Source organism: Mycolicibacterium neoaurum ATCC 25795 (assembly GCF_000691525.1).
GTDB classification, from domain to species: Bacteria; Actinomycetota; Actinomycetes; order Mycobacteriales; family Mycobacteriaceae; genus Mycobacterium; species Mycobacterium neoaurum.
Window position 1 is genome coordinate 15,708 of the sequence record NZ_JMDW01000014.1, and the last position, 17,752, is coordinate 33,459.

Annotated in this window: 18 protein-coding genes; 10 read left to right on the top strand and 8 right to left on the bottom strand. The window is 67.2% G+C overall.

All coding sequences use genetic code 11. The features are described 5' to 3' along the window. Positions 1-20: 20 nt before the first annotated feature. Together IC40_RS0120460 and IC40_RS0120465 are read left to right on the top strand one after the other, a co-directional pair. Entirely contained in the window at positions 21-743 is a 723-nt protein-coding gene (locus IC40_RS0120460; protein ID WP_030136543.1) for a FadR/GntR family transcriptional regulator, read from the top strand. Then, entirely contained in the window at positions 740-1,390 is a 651-nt protein-coding gene (locus tag IC40_RS0120465) for a sterol desaturase family protein (protein WP_030136544.1), read from the top strand. The genes IC40_RS0120460 and IC40_RS0120465 overlap by 4 nt, the downstream gene beginning before the upstream one ends. 10 nt (positions 1,391-1,400) lie before the next feature. On the opposite strand, the gene IC40_RS0120470 is transcribed toward IC40_RS0120465, so the two are convergent. Together IC40_RS0120470 and IC40_RS0120475 are read right to left on the bottom strand one after the other, a co-directional pair. After that, a complete protein-coding gene (locus IC40_RS0120470; protein WP_030136545.1) occupies positions 1,401-2,126 on the bottom strand; it encodes a L,D-transpeptidase in 726 nt (241 codons plus the stop codon). Between the two features lie 138 nt (positions 2,127-2,264). Further along, positions 2,265-3,590 carry a DUF7159 family protein gene (locus IC40_RS0120475; RefSeq protein ID WP_418888442.1) on the bottom strand — a complete coding sequence of 442 codons (1,326 nt, stop codon included), beginning with the start codon at positions 3,588-3,590 and terminating at the stop codon, positions 2,265-2,267. 235 nt (positions 3,591-3,825) lie between these two features. Here IC40_RS0120475 and IC40_RS0120480 point away from each other — a divergent pair, with 235 nt between their 5' ends. Both IC40_RS0120480 and IC40_RS0120485 read left to right on the top strand, forming a co-directional pair. After that, the gene (locus IC40_RS0120480) at positions 3,826-5,304 is read left to right on the top strand and encodes a peptide MFS transporter (protein WP_030136547.1); all 1,479 of its coding nucleotides are present in this window, start codon (positions 3,826-3,828) and stop codon (positions 5,302-5,304) included. A gap of 253 nt (positions 5,305-5,557) precedes the next feature. Then, the gene (locus IC40_RS0120485; RefSeq protein ID WP_042509821.1) at positions 5,558-5,779 is read left to right on the top strand and encodes a hypothetical protein; all 222 of its coding nucleotides are present in this window, start codon (positions 5,558-5,560) and stop codon (positions 5,777-5,779) included. On the opposite strand, the gene IC40_RS0120490 is transcribed toward IC40_RS0120485, so the two are convergent. Beyond that, positions 5,747-6,730 (bottom strand): threonine ammonia-lyase, encoded by a 984-nt coding sequence (locus tag IC40_RS0120490; RefSeq protein WP_030136549.1) that lies wholly within the window; start codon positions 6,728-6,730, stop codon positions 5,747-5,749. The genes IC40_RS0120485 and IC40_RS0120490 overlap by 33 nt on opposite strands. Before the next feature lie 42 nt (positions 6,731-6,772). Between IC40_RS0120490 and IC40_RS0120495 the strand changes: the two genes are divergently transcribed. Both IC40_RS0120495 and IC40_RS0120500 read left to right on the top strand, forming a co-directional pair. After that, positions 6,773-7,210, top strand: a complete 438-nt coding sequence (locus tag IC40_RS0120495; RefSeq protein ID WP_030136550.1) for an acyl-CoA thioesterase — start codon at positions 6,773-6,775, stop codon at positions 7,208-7,210. Between the two features lie 65 nt (positions 7,211-7,275). Next, positions 7,276-8,574, top strand: coding sequence for a cytochrome P450 (locus IC40_RS0120500; RefSeq protein WP_030136551.1), 1,299 nt, complete (start codon positions 7,276-7,278; stop codon positions 8,572-8,574). On the opposite strand, the gene IC40_RS0120505 is transcribed toward IC40_RS0120500, so the two are convergent. Together IC40_RS0120505 and IC40_RS0120510 are read right to left on the bottom strand one after the other, a co-directional pair. After that, complete coding sequence (locus IC40_RS0120505) at positions 8,575-9,927, bottom strand: glutamine synthetase family protein (RefSeq protein WP_030136552.1); 1,353 nt, start codon at positions 9,925-9,927, stop codon at positions 8,575-8,577. After that, on the bottom strand, positions 9,924-11,375 hold the full coding sequence (locus IC40_RS0120510; protein WP_030136553.1) for an APC family permease: 1,452 nt from the start codon (positions 11,373-11,375) through the stop codon (positions 9,924-9,926). The genes IC40_RS0120505 and IC40_RS0120510 overlap by 4 nt, the downstream gene beginning before the upstream one ends. A gap of 168 nt (positions 11,376-11,543) precedes the next feature. On the opposite strand from IC40_RS0120510, the gene IC40_RS0120515 reads away from it, so the two are divergent. Together IC40_RS0120515 and IC40_RS0120520 are read left to right on the top strand one after the other, a co-directional pair. Beyond that, positions 11,544-12,299 carry a MetQ/NlpA family ABC transporter substrate-binding protein gene (locus IC40_RS0120515; protein ID WP_030136554.1) on the top strand — a complete coding sequence of 252 codons (756 nt, stop codon included), beginning with the start codon at positions 11,544-11,546 and terminating at the stop codon, positions 12,297-12,299. Positions 12,300-12,359: 60 nt separating this feature from the next. Further along, entirely contained in the window at positions 12,360-12,890 is a 531-nt protein-coding gene (locus tag IC40_RS0120520) for a winged helix-turn-helix domain-containing protein (protein WP_030136555.1), read from the top strand. On the opposite strand, the gene IC40_RS0120525 is transcribed toward IC40_RS0120520, so the two are convergent. The 3 genes from IC40_RS0120525 to IC40_RS0120535 form a co-directional block, all read right to left on the bottom strand. Next, entirely contained in the window at positions 12,880-13,272 is a 393-nt protein-coding gene (locus IC40_RS0120525; RefSeq protein ID WP_042509822.1) for a hypothetical protein, read from the bottom strand. The genes IC40_RS0120520 and IC40_RS0120525 overlap by 11 nt on opposite strands. 43 nt (positions 13,273-13,315) lie before the next feature. Continuing rightward, the gene (locus IC40_RS0120530) at positions 13,316-14,422 is read right to left on the bottom strand and encodes a glycosyltransferase (RefSeq protein WP_030136557.1); all 1,107 of its coding nucleotides are present in this window, start codon (positions 14,420-14,422) and stop codon (positions 13,316-13,318) included. 83 nt (positions 14,423-14,505) lie between these two features. Next, a complete protein-coding gene (locus IC40_RS0120535) occupies positions 14,506-15,402 on the bottom strand; it encodes a dienelactone hydrolase family protein (RefSeq protein ID WP_030136558.1) in 897 nt (298 codons plus the stop codon). A 92-nt stretch (positions 15,403-15,494) separates the two neighbouring features. Here IC40_RS0120535 and IC40_RS0120540 point away from each other — a divergent pair, with 92 nt between their 5' ends. Continuing rightward, positions 15,495-17,282: an N-acyl-D-amino-acid deacylase family protein gene (locus IC40_RS0120540; RefSeq protein ID WP_030136559.1), complete on the top strand. Its 1,788-nt coding sequence runs from the start codon at positions 15,495-15,497 to the stop codon at positions 17,280-17,282. Further along, entirely contained in the window at positions 17,272-17,745 is a 474-nt protein-coding gene (locus IC40_RS0120545) for a nuclear transport factor 2 family protein (protein ID WP_030136560.1), read from the top strand. The genes IC40_RS0120540 and IC40_RS0120545 overlap by 11 nt, the downstream gene beginning before the upstream one ends. Positions 17,746-17,752: the final 7 nt, after the last annotated feature.

Genomic DNA, 17,752 nt, shown 5'->3' on the forward strand with positions numbered 1-17,752 from the left:
GCGGATGCCATCCTCGTCGGATGGCTCTTCAACCAGTGCCCCGACGCTCGGTCCCCGAGAACGTCGTCGAGCAGATCGTCGACGAGGTGCTCAGCGGCGCGCTGCAACCCGGCGATCAGCTGCCCAGCGAACGCCGGTTGGCCGAGGTTCTGGGCGTTTCGCGGCCCGCCGTGCGCGAAGCTCTCAAAAGGCTGAGCTCGATCGGCCTGGTCGAGATCCGTCAGGGTGACACCACCACGGTTCGCGACTTCCGTCGGCATGCCGGACTGGATCTGCTCCCCCGCCTGCTGCTGCGCGCAGGCGAACTGGATACCGCAGTGGTGCGTTCCATTCTGGAAACCCGTCTGCATAATGGGCCGAAGGTCGCCGAACTCGCCGCACGTCGCCACGGCGCGGAACTAACCGGTTTGATGGAGACCACCGTCGGGGCGTTGCGCACCGAAACCGACCCCGTGCAGTTGCAGCGCCACGCACTGAGCTTCTGGGATCACCTTGTCGACCATGCAGATTCGATCACTTTCCGGCTGATGTACAACACACTGCGCGCCACCTACGAACCCGCGTTGCCCGCCCTGGCCACGATAATGGCCGCCGAGGTCGGCCGACCGGACGCCTACCAGGCCATCGCCGATGCCGTCATCGCCGGTGATGCCGTCCAAGCCGCTGATGCAGCCCACGCACTGCTGGAACCCGCCACCACAGCGCTGATCACCGCGCTGACCGAACTGGAGGAGTCGCGATGAACAGCCGGAGTGGAACCACATTGTGGGACGCGGCACGCGAGTTCCGACACCACCCCACCCCGTGGATGCTCGGCGCGACGCTCGTCGCTGCCGCTGCTGCCCGAATCCAGACCGGCGATTGGCAACTCACCGACGCGTTGGTGCCCGCTGTGATGCTCGCGGCGTTTCCGTTCGCCGAATGGCTGATCCACGTACTGATCCTGCACTGGCGTCCACGCCGAATCGCCGGCATCCGGCTGGATCCCCCGTTGTCGCGCAAGCACCGCGAACACCATGTCGAACCACGCGACCTGCCATTGGTGTTCATCCCCTGGCGGTCATTGCTCTGGGTGCTGCCGCTGGCGGTTGCGATCGCCGCGCTGGCCTTCCCGAGCCTGGGCCGTGGTCTGACGTTCCTGACGATCCTGGCCGGCCTCGGGTTGGGTTACGAATGGTGCCACTACCTGATCCACACCGACTACAAGCCGAAATCCAGGCTGTACCGCGCGATCTGGCGCAATCACCGCCGCCATCACTTCAAGAACGAGCACTACTGGTTCACCGTCACCAGCAGCGGAACGGCCGACCGCGTGCTGAGAACCTACCCGGATCCGGCAACCGTCGACACCTCACCGACCGCGCGCAACCTGCACGCCGACGCCCAATGAGCCGGAATGGTCAGGCCTGCACCACAATCGGGTCGCCGATGCTCACGTTGTTGTAGTACCAGTCGGCATTGTCCGGGCTGAGGTTGATGCAACCGTGGCTGACGTTGGCATAACCCTGCGAGCCCACCGACCACGGCGCACCGTGCACATACACCCCGCCCCAGGTGACGCGCACCGCGTCGTACACCGTCAGCTTGTAGCCCTCGGGATCGTCGAGCGGGATGCCGATCGTGCGCGAATCCATGACCACCACGCTCTGCTTCTCCAGTGCGGTGAATTCGCCGATGGGCGTGGCGTGTCCGGGCTTGCCCATCGACGCGGGCATCTCGCGTGCGACCTCGCCGTCGATGCTCACGGTGAACGTGTGCGCGTCGATATCGGCGACACCGCGCACCAGCGCACCGGTCTGGAAGCTCGACTTCAGACCGAACGCCTCGACCGTGATGGTCGAGTGCGCGGGCCAGTAGTCGGCAGGGGTGAAGCGCACGGTGGCGTCGTCGAGCCATTGGAACTCTCCGTCCGGCACCGTCGGCGCGGAGAACGTGATGCCGCGTTCGGCGGCATCACGGTCGAGGACCGGCGCGCCGAAGGACACCGTGACCGGATAGGCGACACCGACTACCGCACCGGCAGCCGGCGACACGGCCACGGCCGAGACCGGGACGCTCACGGAAGCCACACCAGTGGCCGTGGACGCACCCAGCGACAACGCGGTGATGCCCACCATGACGACCATGTACCGAATAGCTTTTCGCAACGTGCCGACCTCCCCTGAACCCCGGACACCCCGGACCCGACCTGACCGCTCATCTGCTTGTCGCACCGAGTCCGACAAATGTTAGCCAGCCACCGACCTGCGCGGCGCCCGAAAGGCCTAGCCTTGCGGCGGACTGACGATGATCTGCCCGGGCGGGCCCTGGTCGGGGCCACCGAGACGCAGCCGGTCCCTGATCCGCTGCAGGAACGGCTTCTTGGGCTGCTCGAACACCTGCGGCGGCGTAGCCACCGGCGGGACCGGCGGCGGCAGCACGGCCGGCGGTGCATCAACGACCGGTGGCGCGGGCGCCAGCGCCGGATCGGGCATCGCCGCCTCGACAGGCGCGGGATCGTATCCGGTGCTCACCTCGGGCGCGGTCGCTTCGGGAAGCACCGGCTCGGCCGGCGCCTGCGGCGGCGGCGCGAACTCGACCGGGGGTGCCAGCGCGTCCGACAGTGAGGACTGCTCCCCCTGGGCCGGCTCGGCGATCGGAGCTGAGGGCGGGGCGGGGCGGGGCGCAATACGCGCGGCGGGCGGATCCTGAACGACCACGGCGGCGGGCTCGGGGGCAGCGGTATCCCGCGCCGGCGACAACTGCACCGCCACCGCCACAGATGCCGAAATCACGAACGTGACCACACCGGCGACCAGTGCCCCGGCGATCAGCCGAGCCGAGTTGTTGCCGGATGCCGTGGCGGCATGCCGACCCGGTGCGGCCGGGGCAGGCAATTCCAGGCTGAACGGCAGACCTGAGCTGTGTGTGGAGGCCAGGGCCGCGCCGCGGGCCAGCGCCAGGGGCGCCTCGGCAGGAGCGAACACCGGCACCGAGAGCGCCTCTTCCAGCTGCGGCAGGACGCTGTCGAAGCCACCGGCGGAACCGACCACGACCAGCGCTTCCGGCTGCCAGTCAGCGCGGGTGAACACGGTGCTCAACCAGCCGATCAGGCTCTCATCGCTGTCGATACCGTGATTGATCGCCGTCTGCATCGCGCCGTCGTCGGTATGGACGATCAGGGCGATCGCGGTATCAGGTTCGATGACGCACACCGCGCTGGTCCGGTATCCGATGACATCGGCCATCCCCCGGGCGAGCGCCTCGGTGGCCTCCGGCAGCCGGATCGGGACGACATTGCCGAAACCCGAGCGATTCAACGAGTCCATCAGGGCGGTCGCCTCGGCGTCGGCGTTCTCGCTCCAGGTGACACCGATCGACTTGAGGCGTTGTCCGCGGGCGGCCGCGATGGCCCCGACCGCCGCGGTCGCCTGTTCGGTTGCCGAGCGGGTGTCCGAGCCGTCGACGCGAACCTCGAAGGAGTCCCGCGCGGCCGCACCCTCGGGGGCTCCGTCGCCGTCGACGACGACCACGCCGAGCGACGTAGGCGTCATCGACAAACCGAGCACCGCGTCCACATGAACCCCTTCGGACCACCCGGTCGCAGGCATGCGACCGGGTCGAGACGATCCGGTCACCGCCCCGTTATCCGGCTGACCTTACCCGGGTGGGCGCCCCGGAGCCCAGCCAGCGCGTCATCACCCGTCGGCCCAGATTTGCCGATAGCCCCATTCCTGGACGTCACACCGGGAGCCGGGTTCGCCAGATCCTTCGCACATGTCCGATGCGACGGTGACTTCGCCACAATGCGACACGTACTCCCGGTGCGTGGCAGGGTGTTATCCCATGACTGGGGCGGAACACACGGCAACCGACGGCCACGACGCACGGGCCGCTCGCACCATCTTCGGCCATCCGATCGGACTGACCAACCTGTTCGGCGTGGAACTGTGGGAGCGATTCTCGTTCTACGGGATGCTCACGATCCTGGGGTACTACCTGTACTACTCGGTGACCGACGGTGGCCTTGAGATGGCCAAGGCCACCGCGACAGGCATCGTCGGGGCGTACGGCGGCCTTGTCTATCTGTCCACGGTGCTCGGCGGATGGCTGGCCGACCGGGTGCTCGGCATGGAACGCACGGTGTTCTACGGCGGCGTGGTGGTGATGGCCGGGCACATCGCCCTGGCACTGCTGCCAGGTATCACCGGAGTGGCGGTCGGCCTGGTGCTGGTGGCGCTCGGCTCCGGAGCGCTGAAGGCAAACGCCTCCTCCCTGCTGGGCACCCTGTACGACAAGGGTGACGCCCGCGCCGACGGCGGGTTCACGCTGTTCTATCTGGGCATCAACCTGGGCGCCTTCATCGGCCCGTTGCTGACCGGTCTGCTCCAGACGCGGGTGGGCTTCCACTACGGCTTCGGCGCCGCGGCCGTCGGTATGGCCATCGGACTCACCCAGTACGTCGTGTTCCGGCGCAACCTCGGCACCCATGGCCGCGAGGTCCCCAACCCGCTGCCACGCAGCGGGATCCTGCCCGCCGTGGCTGCCGGTGTCGGCGTCCTGGTCGTGGTGGTGATTGCGTTCTGGACCGGCCTGGTGACGCTGGCCACCCTGTCCCAGGTCACCACCGGCGTGATCGTCGTGGCGTCCGTCGCCTACTTCGCGGTGCTGTTGCGCAGCCCGAAAGTGAGCGGCCTGGAACGCACCCGCGTGCGGGCGTTCATCCCACTGTTCATCGCGAATGCGGTGTTCTGGTCGCTGTTCCAGCAGATCTTCACCGTGCTGGCGGTGTACTCGGACGAGCGGATGAACTGGTCGATCTTCGGCTGGACCGCACCGTCGAGCTGGATCGGGTCGATCGAGCCGGTGTGGATCATCCTGCTGTCACCGCTTTTCGCGATCATGTGGACCCGGCTCGGTAACCGTGCGCCGACCACCCCGCAGAAGTTCGCCTATGGCGTGATCGGCATGGGCGCGGCGTTCCTGCTGTTTCTGCCGTTCGCCGGCTCCACAGGTAAGGCCGTGCCGGCACTGCTGGTGATGGGCATCATGGCGGTGTTCGCAGTATCGGAGTTGCTGCTCTCCCCGATCGGCCTGGCCGTCACCACCCAACTCGCGCCCGACGCCTACCGCGCCCAGATGATGGCGCTGTACTTCTTCTCCGTGGGCCTGGGTACCGCCATGTCGGGCGTCCTGTCCGGGTACTACGACCCCGCCGGCGAGTTCGCGTACTTCGGGATACTCGGTGTGGTCGCGATCGCCGCCGGCGCCGTGGTGCTGGGGCTGGCGGGGCGGATCAGCCGACTGATGGAGGGCGTGCATTAACAGCTGCCCCAGCGTCCCCAAATTGACGGTGTAGCAACATCTCTGATGCCCGCGACGTCGGCGGACGTACTGTTTGGCAACGCTGTCCGACGGGTAGTACATGGCTGTTCGTTACCCCGACTTGACCGGATCAGCGTCGACTCGTGACTCGCCGATCCTGCCGAACCGGGGTTCAGCAGCGCAGAATTCGAACTGCGACAGGCTCGCACGTCTGCATGACACCGAGGTCAGGTCGACGAAGGAGATGGATCAGATGAACGTCTTACTGTTGGAAGACCGCCTCACCGCATCGACCGGAAAAGGGGTGGCCTACGTGTACAACCGCGGTATCGGTAACTCCACCGCCGGTTGCTCGTGCGGCTGGATCGGCCGACGTCGCCTGTTGAAGGCCGCCGCCGAACAAGACGCATGGTCGCACTGCGCATATCTGGGCTGCGGCGTATCAGTCCCGCTGGTCTTTCCCGACCGCGGCTGACGCGGTCAGTATCTCCGACAGCAGGGCCGGCTCGATGTTGCCGCCGGAGACGATCACCACCGTCGGTCCCGCCGGCATCCGGTGACGCCGATACGCGGCCAGCGCGACGGCTCCGCTCGGCTCGGCCACCAACCGTGCCTTGAAGGCCAGTTCCGCCACCGCAGAACGAATTTCGTCCTCGGATACGGTGAGAACATCGGTCAGAACATGCTGTAGGTGGGCGAACGTCAGCTCCGAGGGCTGCGAACGCAGACCGTCGGCGATCGTTCGATTGCGATCCTCTATCGGCATGTCGACACGGATGCCCCGACGTAGGCCTGCCGCGGTATCGGCGGCCAACTCCGGCTCCACACCGAAGATCTGGGCGTTCGGGCACAGTGCGCGGATCGCCGTTCCGATGCCCGACGCCAATCCACCACCGCTGACCGGGATCACCACATTGGCGATATCCGGGTAATCCTCGGCGATCTCAAGGCCGATGGTGCCCTGTCCGGCAATCACATCGGGGTGATCGAACGGGGGGATCAGCGATCCGCCGGTCTGTTCGACGAGCTCGGCGGCCACCGCCTCGCGTTGGCCCGTACCGCACAGCACCACCTCGGCACCGTGCGCGCGGGTCCGCTCGATCTTGATGCGGGGAGTCTCCTCGGGCATGACGATATGTGCTCGCAGTCCGAATCGTGCTGCGGCATAGGCGACGGCCTGAGCGTGGTTACCGCTGGAGTACGCGACAACTCCGCGGCGTTTCTCGTCCGCGTCGAGCCGTCCGATCGCGTTGAGCGCGCCACGCACCTTGAACGCACCGATCGCCTGCAGACTCTCCGGCTTCAGCCAGAGGGGACGCTGCGGATCACCCCAGTCGGCCGCCAGCAGCGGAGTGCGCACCACGGCACCGTCCAGGCGTCGGGCGGCGGACCGGATATCGTCGATGCTGATCAGGGTGGGAGGCACCCCCTGATCGTAACGAGCGCGTGATGGGGCAAGGTGTGCTCCGTGAGTCCGGTCGACGATGCACGGTTCGCGCTGTCGGTGGTCCCCCGGTACGCCGAGGTCGACCAGCAGTCGGTGGTGTTCCACGCCCACTACCTGACCTGGTTCGACGAGGCCTGGACCGCATATCTGGACCATCGGTCGCTGCACTATCCCGATCTCATCTCCGCCGGTGTCGACTTCCAGGTGGTGCGCAGTGAGATCGACTACCGCGCGCCCGTGCGCTGGCGCGACACCGTCCGGGTGGTCGTGGCCTGCGAGTCGGTGGGGACCACCAGTTTCACCGTCACCTTCGACGTGCTGCGCACCGATGGCGACGGCATCGAACGGACGGCGGTGCGCGGCCGCAACGTCTACGTGACGGTATCCACCAACGATTGGGCGAAACGGCCGGTGCCCGACGAACTCCGTCGCATTTTCGCCGACTCGGCCCCCGGCTGACGCTCGGGCGGCGCTTGGCCGCGATTCCGGCGTGCGCCGACGCCGGCGAACCTATGCTGAGGTCCATGTCGATCGCGGTCCGTCGCAACGGAACACCCCCGCGCACCGTCGACCGGGCCGAGGTGGATCTGGGGTCCTGGCGGTTCTGGCGCGGCGACGACGATTTCCGCGATGGCGCGTTCGCCACCCTGCGCCACCGCGACCCGATCTCCTTCCACCGACCGGTCACGGCCGAAGGTGTCGATGCCGGGGCCGGCCACTGGGCGCTGACCCGCTACGACGACGTGCACTATGCCAGCAGGCACCCGGAGATCTTCAGTTCGAGTCCCAACATCACCATCGGGGACCAAACCCCGGAACTGGCCGAGTACTTCGGCTCCATGATCGCCATGGATGATCCGCGTCACGGTCGACTGCGCAACATCGTGCGCAGCGCCTTCACCCCGCGGGTGCTGGCCAGGGTGGAGGAATCGGTTCGCGAGCGTGCCCGCGACCTGGTTACCGCGATGGTCGCCGATCATCCCGACGGCCGCGCGGATCTGGTCTCGGCGCTGGCGGGTCCGCTGCCGCTGCAGGTGATCTGCGACATGATGGGTATCGCCGAGGATGATCACGATCGGATATTCCATTGGACCAATGTGATTTTGGGCTTCGGCGATCCGGATCTGACCGCCGACTTCGACGAGTTCGCCAGGGTGGCGATCGATATCGGTGCCTACGCCACCGCGTTGGCCGAAGACCGCCGCGCGCGCCCGCGTGATGACCTGACCACCGCCCTCATCTCGGCCGAGCTGGACGGTGAACGGCTGACATCAGCCGAGGTGGCCTCCTTTTTCATCCTCCTCGTGGTGGCCGGTAACGAAACCACGCGCAACGCCATCAGCCATGGTGTCGTCGCGTTGAGCAGGCATCCCGAGCAGCGCGACCTGTGGTGGTCGGACTACGACCGGATCGCGCCGACCGCCGTCGAGGAGATCGTCCGGTGGGCATCGCCGGTGGCCTATATGCGGCGTACCCTGACCCGCGATATCGAGCTCGGTGGTGTCGCCATGGCCGCAGGCGACAAGGTCACGATGTGGTACGGATCGGCCAATCGCGATGAGACACGGTTTCCCGACCCGTGGCGGTTCGATGTGTTGCGCTCCCCCAACCCTCATCTCGGGTTCGGCGGCGGCGGCGCCCATTTTTGTCTGGGCGCGAATCTGGCCCGCCGTGAGATCACCGTGACGTTCGAGGAGTTGCACCGCCAGGTCCCCGATCTCTTGGCCGACGCCGAACCCGACCGCCTTCTCTCGCCGTTCATCCATGGGATCAAGCGGCTGCCGGTGCGCTGGACGCCCGGCGGGGCTCAAGGCATCGGCTGATCAGGATGTGCTCAGATAGCGGCGACGTTCCCAGTCGGTGACCTGTCCCGAGTAGGCAGCCCACTCGGAGCGTGCGATCGTGGCGAAGTCGGCGACCGAATCCCGGCCAAGGATCTCGGCGATGGTGTCGTCCTGGGTGGTCAGGGCCACCGCCACCGCGAGCGAATCCGGCAACGGCGTGCCCGAACCGTACAGATTGCCGGCCAGCGCCGGTTCGGGCCGGCGCCCGGCCTCGATCCCGGCCACCACGGCCGCCAGTGCCGAGGCGACCAACCAGTACGGGTTGGCATCCGAACCACCGGTGCGCAGCTCGATACGGGTCGCCCGTGGGTCGTGGTCCAGAAGCGAACGCACAGCGGCACTTCGGTTGTCGCGGCTCCAGGTGACCGTCGCCGGCGCGAAGGAGTCCGGCACGAAACGGCGGTAGGCGTTGACCGAGTGTGCACCGAACAGCGTGATCGAGGGCAGGTGCTCCAGCAGACCGGCGATGGCGAACTGTGCGAGGTCGTTCTCGGTGCCGTCCACCTCGGCGAAAGCCGGTTCCTCGTCCCGCCAGAGCGAGATGTGCAGGTGCGCAGAACTTCCGGAGTGTTCGGTGAAGGGCTTGGCCATGAAGCTGGCGAGCGTGCCGTGCCTGCGTGCCACCTCCTTGGCGGCATACTTCAACCGTGCGCTGTCGTCGGCGGCCTCCAGCGCATCGGTGTAGACCAGGTTTGCCTCGACCTGTCCCGGTCCGTACTCGCTCTGGATTCCTTCCAGTCGGGTGAACGCACCGAGGGTGTCGTAGAGGTCGGACAGCACCGGATCCAGCGCGTTGGCGTTCTCCAGCGAGTAGGCGTGGATGTCATCCTGCAGGGCGGTGCCGTCCGGATTCAACAGATAGAACTCCAGCTCGACGCCCACCTTGGCGGTGTAGCCCAGTGCGGCAAGGCGATCGAGCACCCGCCGCAGCACGGCCCGTGGATCCAGCAACGACGGTGTGCGGTCGTGGGTGACGATATCGGAGACGACATGCCCGACGCCCGGCCGCCACGGCAACTCGCGCAAGGTCGACAGATCGGGCACCGCGTACACATCGGGATAACCGCCTGCCCAGTTGGTCAGTCGCAGCCCGTCGACGACGGTGCCGTCGGCGTTCCAGCCCAGCGCTGCCTCGCAGAACGCGAATCCGCTGCCCTGCGCCCTTTCCAGGAACTGCGCGGCCGGGATCCGTTTACCCTGAGCATGTCCGAGCGGATCGCTCCAGGCCACCTCGATCTCGGTCAATGAGCCGTCGGCAAGGCGCTCGGACAGCGCGCGCACGGGCTCCTCGGTCGCGGCGTCGGAATCTGTGGTATCGGCGGCGAGGGTCATGAGTGCACCACCGGGGTCACCTCGGCGGCATCCGCCACCCGCTGGGCAATGACCACCCCGATGACGAAGGACACGATCAGAAGGCCGACGATGCCCCACCCCAACGCATTCGAGGTGGCCAGGCCCTCCAGATTGGTGAGGATCAATGCCAGGGTGAGACCGAGTCCGACGAGTCCCGATGCCGGCGCGATGCGTACCCGCCACTGTGAGTACCCGCGGCGGTCACGTGCGAAGAACACCAACACCGCGACGCTGGTGGCGATCAACAGCACCACGAATCCCACCGTGGTGGTGGCCGCGAACCACGTGTAGAACTGCGTCACCGGATCCAGGCCGAACACGACGGCGGCCGCGATACCGACCGCGACGACGCCGGAGATCCACAGCGACGCCTTGTGCGGTGAACCATGTGCCGAGTGCGCGACCCCGAGCGCGTCGGGCAACACCCGGTGCTGGGACAGCGCGAACACGTAACGCGATGCCACGTTGTGGAAAGCCAGGATGCAGGCGAACAGACTGGTGAAGTACAGCACGGTGATGATGTCGTTGCCTGCGGTGCGGATATAGGTCTGGGCGATGTCGGCGAGGAAGGTGCCACCGGAATCGGTGGCCTGTGCGACGGCACGATCATCCCCCCATGCCGAGATCAGCGCCCAGCTGCTGACGGCGTAGAAGGCGCCGATGAGGATCAGCGCGGCGTAGGTGGCGCGGGGAATGGTGCGCCGCGGGTCCCTGGCTTCGTCGCGGAAGACCGCCGTGGCCTCGAAACCTATGTAGCTGAGCATCGCGAAGAGCAGCCCGATACCGAGCGAACCGGAGAACACGGTGGTGGGGTTGACCGCACCGGTCGACAGCCCGTCATCCCCTCCGCCGCGCAGCACGATCACCAGGTCGAGGACGCCGATGACCGCGATCTCGGCGGTCAGCAACACGCCCAGCACCCGACTGGACAACTCGATGTTGCGGTAGCCCAAATAGGTTGTCACCCCGAATGCGACCGCCGCGACAGCCCACCAGGGGATCTCGGCCCCGCCGAACAGCGTGATGACACCGACGCCGGCGGGCCCGAGCAGGCCGTACACCCCGGCCTCCAGGGCCACGTAGCTGACCAACGCGACGAAGCCGAACCCGATGCCGACCGAGAATCCCAGGGAGTGACGGATATAGGAGAAGAAGGCCCCGGCACCGTCGACGAACGGGGTCAACGCGGTGAAGCCCACCGCGAACAGCAGCAAGATCACCGTCGAGACGAGGAACGTCGCCGGGAATCCGGCTCCATTGCCGTTGGCGATGCCCAGCGGAAAAACACCACCGACCACCCCGAGGGGTGCGGCGGCGGCGACCACCATGAAGACGATGGAGGCCACCCCGAGGTTGCCCCGCAACCGTCGGTCGGGACCTTTGGCCGGGTCGCCCAGTTGCCCGGCTACAGCGGTGATCTCGGACATGGTGCACCTATCCTTCTCGGCCCTGCGATGACTGTTGGCCAGAACCTAGGCCGCCATCGAACGCTCGAGAACCGCTGCGGTCAGCGTGCGCCGAAGTCCGTAACATGGCGGCACATTCAACTCGGCTGCCACCTTGCACGCTGTGCGGTCTTCAGTACGCTGGCGATCATGTCGACCAGTTCGGTGCGATCGGTCAGCACGAAAGGGCTTCGGCCACTGCGGGTCGGCGCCTCACCGGTCCCACACGCCGAGATCTTGGAGAGTGTCCGCACAACGCTGGCCGAGTCCCAGATCGATCTGCAGGTGATCGTGTTCGACAGTTTCGACGAACCCAACGACTGGCTGGCCGCAGGCCGATTGCACGCCAACTACTTTCAGTACCTGCCCTTCCTGGAGCAGTTCAACAGGACCGCCGGGACCGCGCTGGCCCCGGTGGTCGCGGTCCACATCGAACCGTTCGGGTTGTACTCAAGCCGGGTGACCAGCCTGGCGGCGATTCCCGATTACGCCGAAGTGGCGTTGCCTGCCGACGCGGTGAATGCCGACCGCTCACTGATGATGCTCGACCGGCTCGGCCTGCTGGACTGTCGGCCCGATGAGGGGCAGTTGGCCACCACAACCGACGTGCGGGCCAACCCGCGCCGCCTGGTGTTCAAGGAACTGACCAGCTGGACCATGGCTTCGGCTCTCGACGATTTCGACGCGGTGTTCCTCTTCGGCAACCAGGCGATGGAACGCAACGTACACACCGACACCGCCCTGCACTGCGACCGCGGTGACCCTGGCTACGCCGAGTATCTGGTGACCCAGCATGCGGGACAACGCAACCCAGATGTGGTGACGCTGGCGGCGGCGCTCACCGGGCCGCAGACCAGGTTGTTCATCGAGACGACGTACTCGGGTCAGGTCATCCCCGCGTTCTGAGTTGCGCTCACCGCGCTCCAAACCCTGCCGGGCACCCGAATTCTGGGGCACCATGCAGCGATGTACCAATCGGGAGCAGGTACGTCATCGCCGACTCCGCGTCCGGTGCAGGTCGTCCTCATCCTGGACGTGCCGCCGGGCTTGACCGAACTTCCGCTGCGCACAGCTCAATTGGCCGATGACTACGGCAGCGTGATCGCCCGCTCGATACCCGGGGTACGTGCCCGACCGGCCGTCATCACCTCCGCAGACAGCGCAGGTGGGCCCACCCGTGAGGCCGGCGGCCTGCGGATACATCCTTCGCGGCGTTCGGTCATCGTCGACGGTCACGCAGTGCATCTGAGCTACCGGGAGCTCGAACTGCTCCTCTACCTCGCCGAACACCCACACCGCACGGTATCCCGCGAGGAGTTGATGGAACAGCTGTGGGATGACCGACCAGGAGCCGGGCGCACCGTCGACACCCATGTTCGCCGGCTGCGGGTCAAACTCGGCCGCCATGCCGGCGTCATCACGACGATCCGCGGCGGCGGCTATCGGTTCGACATGGGCGCCGATGTGCACTACCTGCGCGACGGCGCTACAGGATGACCGTGGTCGGGCCGACGGTACTGCAATAGGTCACCGGCGGGCTGCCTGCGTTCGCACACACCCGGCCACTCACGATGTACCCGGCACCAGGGGTGTACGGGCTGAACCTGACCTCGGCGGTGCCGGGGCCCTCGGATTGCACGCACAGCGGGGCCACCGGGCTGCCTGCCTGCTGTAGGCATGCCACCTGCAGTTGCGGAACCGCACGGTTGCACGCTCCCGGACTCACCGATGCGACGACGGCACGCACCGCGGCGTCCTGCACCACCGTGGGCGGCTTCAGGGTGACCGCGCACCCTTGTTCGGGGGCCGCGGTCGCCGATCCCGCGCCGATCAGTGCCGCCACACTCACCATCGGTACCGCCAGCACAAGCCGCTTCATGCCCAGATCGTAGGACACGGTGCCGGCGGGCCGTGGCGATTGGTCACCGTCGAGCCAACACGTCCAACATGCCCGCCGCCGAACGGGGCCAGGTGAACTGTTCGGCCCGTCGACGGGCGCAGTGTCTACGCATCGTCTCGGGTCGGCTGATCACCGCGGCGACAGCATGGGCGATGGCCCGCGGATCGTTATCCGCGGCGGCGCCGCTGTCGGCGGTCAGGATCTCGGCAAGGGCCGAGGTGCGTGAGACCACTGCCGGTGTGCCGCAGGCCAGCGCCTCTAGGGCGGCCAGGCCGAAGGTTTCGTGCGGCCCAGGCGCCAACGCGACATCGGCCGAGGCGAGGATGGCCGCCACCGTGTCGCGGTCACCGATGTAACCGGTGAAGTCGACCGGCAGACCGGCCGCCTGACGCTCCAGCCGCGACCGCAGCGGGCCTTCCCCGACGACGACGAGTCGCGCGTCCACGCCCGAGTCACGAAGGGCCGCAACGGTGTCGATGCTGCGATGGGCGTGCTTCTCCACCGAGAGCCTGCCGCAGTGCACCAGCAGGGTCTGTTCCGGGCGCGCCCATCGGCCGCGCAGCTGCAGACAACGGTAACGCGGGTGGAACTGGTCGAGATCCACGCCCAGCGGCACGGTCGCGACGTTTGCCGCTCCGATCCTTTCGAACTCCGCACGGGCGAAACCCGTCGTGCAGACCACCGCGTCGTAGTTGCGGGCGGTACGTCGGTTCGCCGCGTCGGCGATCGTGCGGGCCGCGCGGCGCGGCAGTATCTGCCCGAGCAGCCGGTCGAGTCGCTCGTGCGAGATCATGACGGTGGCCACCCCGTTGCGCCGACCCCAGGGTCCGAGCGATCGGAGCGTCAGACGATCGGAGACCTCCAGTGCGTCGGGTTGCAATTCCTCGAGCAGGGCGGTCACCGGGCCGGGCAGCACGGCCCGGTAGCCGCCGGTGAACGGGATTCGGCGCGCCGGAAGGGACAACCGCGTAACACCGGACGGCAGCACCTGCCGACCCGCATCGGCGCCCGGCACCACGAGTAGGACATCGTGCCCGGCCGCGCTGTATTCGGCGCCGAGCCGATCGACGGCGGTGCGCAGTCCGCCCGAGCGCGGACCGTAGAAGTTGGCGACCTGGACGACCCTCATGGGCCATGAGTAGCCGCGATCTGTGTTCGGGTGGTCACGCGCCGCCGACACCGACGTGAACTGCCGGTGAATGCGCTTGCGACCTAGCCGACGTGGGTCGACAGCCAGGCCAGTGTGCGTTGCCACGCGTCCTCGGCGGCCCGCGGTTCGTACCGATCTCCGGTGTCGTTGAAGAACGCGTGGTTGGCGCCCTGCTCGGTGACCAATTCGTGCACCAGCCCGGCGCGGTCCAGCGCCTCGGCGGCCACCGGTTCGGTGGCGTTCACCCGTTGATCGAGCTCACCGTAGAAGCCGAGCACCGCAACGTTTTTCGAGCCGGAGAAGTCAGGATCATCGGGCGTCGGGCCGTAGAACGGGAAGGCGGCCGACAGTTCGGGCGCACCCGCCGCCAACAGGCGCCACACCAGTCCGCCGCCCATACAGAAACCGATGGCCGCCACCCGCTTGCCAGGAGTCCGGGCCCGCACCTCGGCGATCCCGGACCGCAGGTCGGCCACCATGTCTTCGGGCGGACGGTTGCCCAGCGCGGCGGTGGCCTCGGCCGGATCGGCGAAGGCGGCCGTGCCGCCCTCGGCCGACAGCAGGTCGATGGCCAGGCTTGAGTAGCCGGCCCCGGCCAGTCGGCCGGCCACCGAGCGCACCCAGTCGGTAAGCCCCTTGTTCTCGTGGATGACCAGCATCGCACCGCGCGGATCGGGCGCCTCGGCCCAAGCGCCCCGCAGCTCTCCGGCCGGGCCCTGCCAGCTCACCGGGGCCGTCGGACGGGCCGCGCCCATCCCCGGCGGCGTGGGTCCGGTCGTCTCCGTGCTGGTCGCGGTCACCTCCTGCTTGGCGTCCCCGCAGGCGGTGATGAGCGCGGTTGCCGCGGCCGTCCCGACACCGAGCAGGGCGAGTCGACGCAAGGCCTCCCGTCGCGAGAGCAGGCCATCGACGTGATCGGTGGCGATCTCTTCGGCGATATAGCGCTGCAGTGGCGTCATGAAGTCGAGTATGCGCGCCCGAAGTAGACACCTGCACGAATCTGTTCACGATTTTCGTTGACACCCGTCAGCGCCACTGTTCTGATGACGGGGTGACCTACGACACAATCATCCGTGGCGGACGCTGGTTCGACGGAACGGGCGCCCCGTCCGCCGTTCGCAACATCGGCATCCGCGGCGGACACGTCGTCGCCGTCAGCGCGGACGACCTCGATGACACCGGCTGCCCGCAACTGATCGATGCCACGGGCAAATGGGTGATCCCCGGAATGCTCGATATCCACACCCATTACGACGTGGAGGTACTGGCCCGGCCGTCGCTCACCGAGTCGCTGCGCCACGGGGTGACCACCGTGATGCTGGGCTCGTGCTCGCTGTCCACCGTGCACATCGGCGGTGCCGACGCGGGTGACCTGTTCGGAAGGGTCGAGGCGATCCCGCGCGAGTACGTCATCGACACCGTCGATGACCACAAGACCTGGACCGACGCCGAGGGTTACGTCGAGGCGCTGGAATCCCTGCCGCTGGGGCCCAACCTCGCGGCCTTCATCGGGCATTCGGACATGCGCACCGCGGTGATGGGCCTGGACCGTGCCACCCGCGCCGATCAACGGCCGACGCGGGCCGAGCAGACCGAGATGGAACGCATGCTGACCGAGGCCCTGAACGCGGGATTTGTGGGAATGTCTTCGCAGCAACTGCTTTTCGACAAGATCGACGGTGACACATGCCGTTCGCGCACCTTGCCGTCGACCTATGCCAAACCGCGCGAGCTGCGCAGGTTGAAGTCGCTGCTGCGCCGCACGGGTCGGGCCCTGCAATCCGGGCCCGATATCCAGAATCCGCTGAACCTGCTCTCCCAGATGGCCCAGTCGCTGGGGTTCTTGCGCAACCCGCTCAAGACCAGCCTGCTCTCAGCCGCCGATATCAAGGCCAACCCGTACGCGATCAAGATCATGGGTCCGTCTTCGCGGCTGATCAACGCACTGGGTGGCAACTTCCGCTGGCAGCATCTCCCGGTGCCATTCGAGGTGTACGCCGACGGTATCGACCTGGTCGTATTCGAGGAGTTCGGTTCCGGCGCAGCGGCTCTGCACCTGCGCGACGAAGTGGAGCGCAATGCGCTGCTGGCCGACGAGGGCTACCGGCGGCAGTTCCGCAAGGATTACGAAAGCAAATACGGTGTGCGCGTCTGGCACCGTGATTTCTTCGACGCCGAGATCGTCGGGTGCCCCGACGCGGCTGTCATCGGCAAATCGTTCGGGCAGGTGGGCCTGGACCGCGGTCTGCACCCGGTCGACGCGTTCCTTGATCTGGTCCTCGAGCACGGCCGCAAACTGCGTTGGCGGACAACGATTTCCAATCATCGTCCGGAGGTGCTCAAACAGCTGGCCCGCGAACCCGGTATCCAGCTCGGGTTCTCCGACGCCGGAGCGCACCTGCGCAACATGGCGTTCTACAACATGGGCCTGCGATTGCTGCGCCACGTGCGCGATGCGCAGAACAGCGGACGGGCGTTCATGAGCATCGAACGAGCGGTGCACCGCTTGACCGGCGAGCTCGCCGACTGGTACCGCCTGGACGCCGGTCACCTGCGCATCGGCGATCGGGCCGATGTCGTGATCATCGATCCCGAGCGCCTGGACGCCGGCCTTGACGATTACGCCGAGGAGCCCGTCGACTGTTACGGAGGGTTGTCGCGGATGGTCAACCGCAACGACGACACCGTCGCGGCCGTGCTGGTGGGCGGACGTGTGGTGTTCATCGACGGGCACGCCACCGAATCGGTGGGACGGGACCGCACGGGCCGGTTCCTGCGGGCCGCGCACCGCTCCCCCGCCCGTGGGGCCGAGGAGAGCGCGTTGGCCGATGTCATCTGACACCGTCGGTGCGGCCCGGTGCGCCGAATCGGCCACGGTACTGGGCATGTGGCGCGCACTGTCGCGCCGCGATTGGGCGGAGGTCGCCACCTTCCTGGCTCCGGACTGCATCTACGCCGATATGCCGGTCGGGCCGACCGCGGCGGCCCGCGGTCCGCAGGACATCATCAAGCGTCTCAAGATCGGGCTGGAATCGTTGGCCGCCTATGAGAATCACGACGGCCTGCTCGTCGCCGACGGGCCGCATGTCATGTACGAGCACTCCGAGACCTGGACGTGGCCGACCGGTGAGCGAGCGGTGCTGCCGTTCGTCACCGTCCACCGGGTCCTCGACGAGCGGATCATCCTGTGGAAGGACTACTGGGACATGGGTGGCCTGACCAACCATGCGCCCGCGAACTGGCTCTCGGATTTCGCCACCGCCGACATGTCGTGGGTGTACGACGCGACCGGTCAACTGTGAGGGGTTG

Excerpts from the sequence above, each read along its gene's own strand:
- IC40_RS0120460 (WP_030136543.1), top strand. The coding sequence starts at position 21 with ATGGCTCTTCAACCAGTGCCCCGACGCTCGGTCCCCGAGAACGTCGTC.
- IC40_RS0120465 (WP_030136544.1), top strand. The coding sequence starts at position 740 with ATGAACAGCCGGAGTGGAACCACATTGTGGGACGCGGCACGCGAGTTC.
- IC40_RS0120470 (WP_030136545.1), bottom strand. The coding sequence starts at position 2,126 with ATGGTCGTCATGGTGGGCATCACCGCGTTGTCGCTGGGTGCGTCCACG.
- IC40_RS0120475 (WP_418888442.1), bottom strand. The coding sequence starts at position 3,590 with ATGCCTGCGACCGGGTGGTCCGAAGGGGTTCATGTGGACGCGGTGCTC.
- IC40_RS0120480 (WP_030136547.1), top strand. The coding sequence starts at position 3,826 with ATGACTGGGGCGGAACACACGGCAACCGACGGCCACGACGCACGGGCC.
- IC40_RS0120485 (WP_042509821.1), top strand. The coding sequence starts at position 5,558 with ATGAACGTCTTACTGTTGGAAGACCGCCTCACCGCATCGACCGGAAAA.
- IC40_RS0120500 (WP_030136551.1), top strand. The coding sequence starts at position 7,276 with ATGTCGATCGCGGTCCGTCGCAACGGAACACCCCCGCGCACCGTCGAC.
- IC40_RS0120505 (WP_030136552.1), bottom strand. The coding sequence starts at position 9,927 with ATGACCCTCGCCGCCGATACCACAGATTCCGACGCCGCGACCGAGGAG.
- IC40_RS0120510 (WP_030136553.1), bottom strand. The coding sequence starts at position 11,375 with ATGTCCGAGATCACCGCTGTAGCCGGGCAACTGGGCGACCCGGCCAAA.
- IC40_RS0120515 (WP_030136554.1), top strand. The coding sequence starts at position 11,544 with ATGTCGACCAGTTCGGTGCGATCGGTCAGCACGAAAGGGCTTCGGCCA.
- IC40_RS0120520 (WP_030136555.1), top strand. The coding sequence starts at position 12,360 with ATGTACCAATCGGGAGCAGGTACGTCATCGCCGACTCCGCGTCCGGTG.
- IC40_RS0120525 (WP_042509822.1), bottom strand. The coding sequence starts at position 13,272 with ATGAAGCGGCTTGTGCTGGCGGTACCGATGGTGAGTGTGGCGGCACTG.
- IC40_RS0120530 (WP_030136557.1), bottom strand. The coding sequence starts at position 14,422 with ATGAGGGTCGTCCAGGTCGCCAACTTCTACGGTCCGCGCTCGGGCGGA.
- IC40_RS0120535 (WP_030136558.1), bottom strand. The coding sequence starts at position 15,402 with ATGACGCCACTGCAGCGCTATATCGCCGAAGAGATCGCCACCGATCAC.
- IC40_RS0120545 (WP_030136560.1), top strand. The coding sequence starts at position 17,272 with ATGTCATCTGACACCGTCGGTGCGGCCCGGTGCGCCGAATCGGCCACG.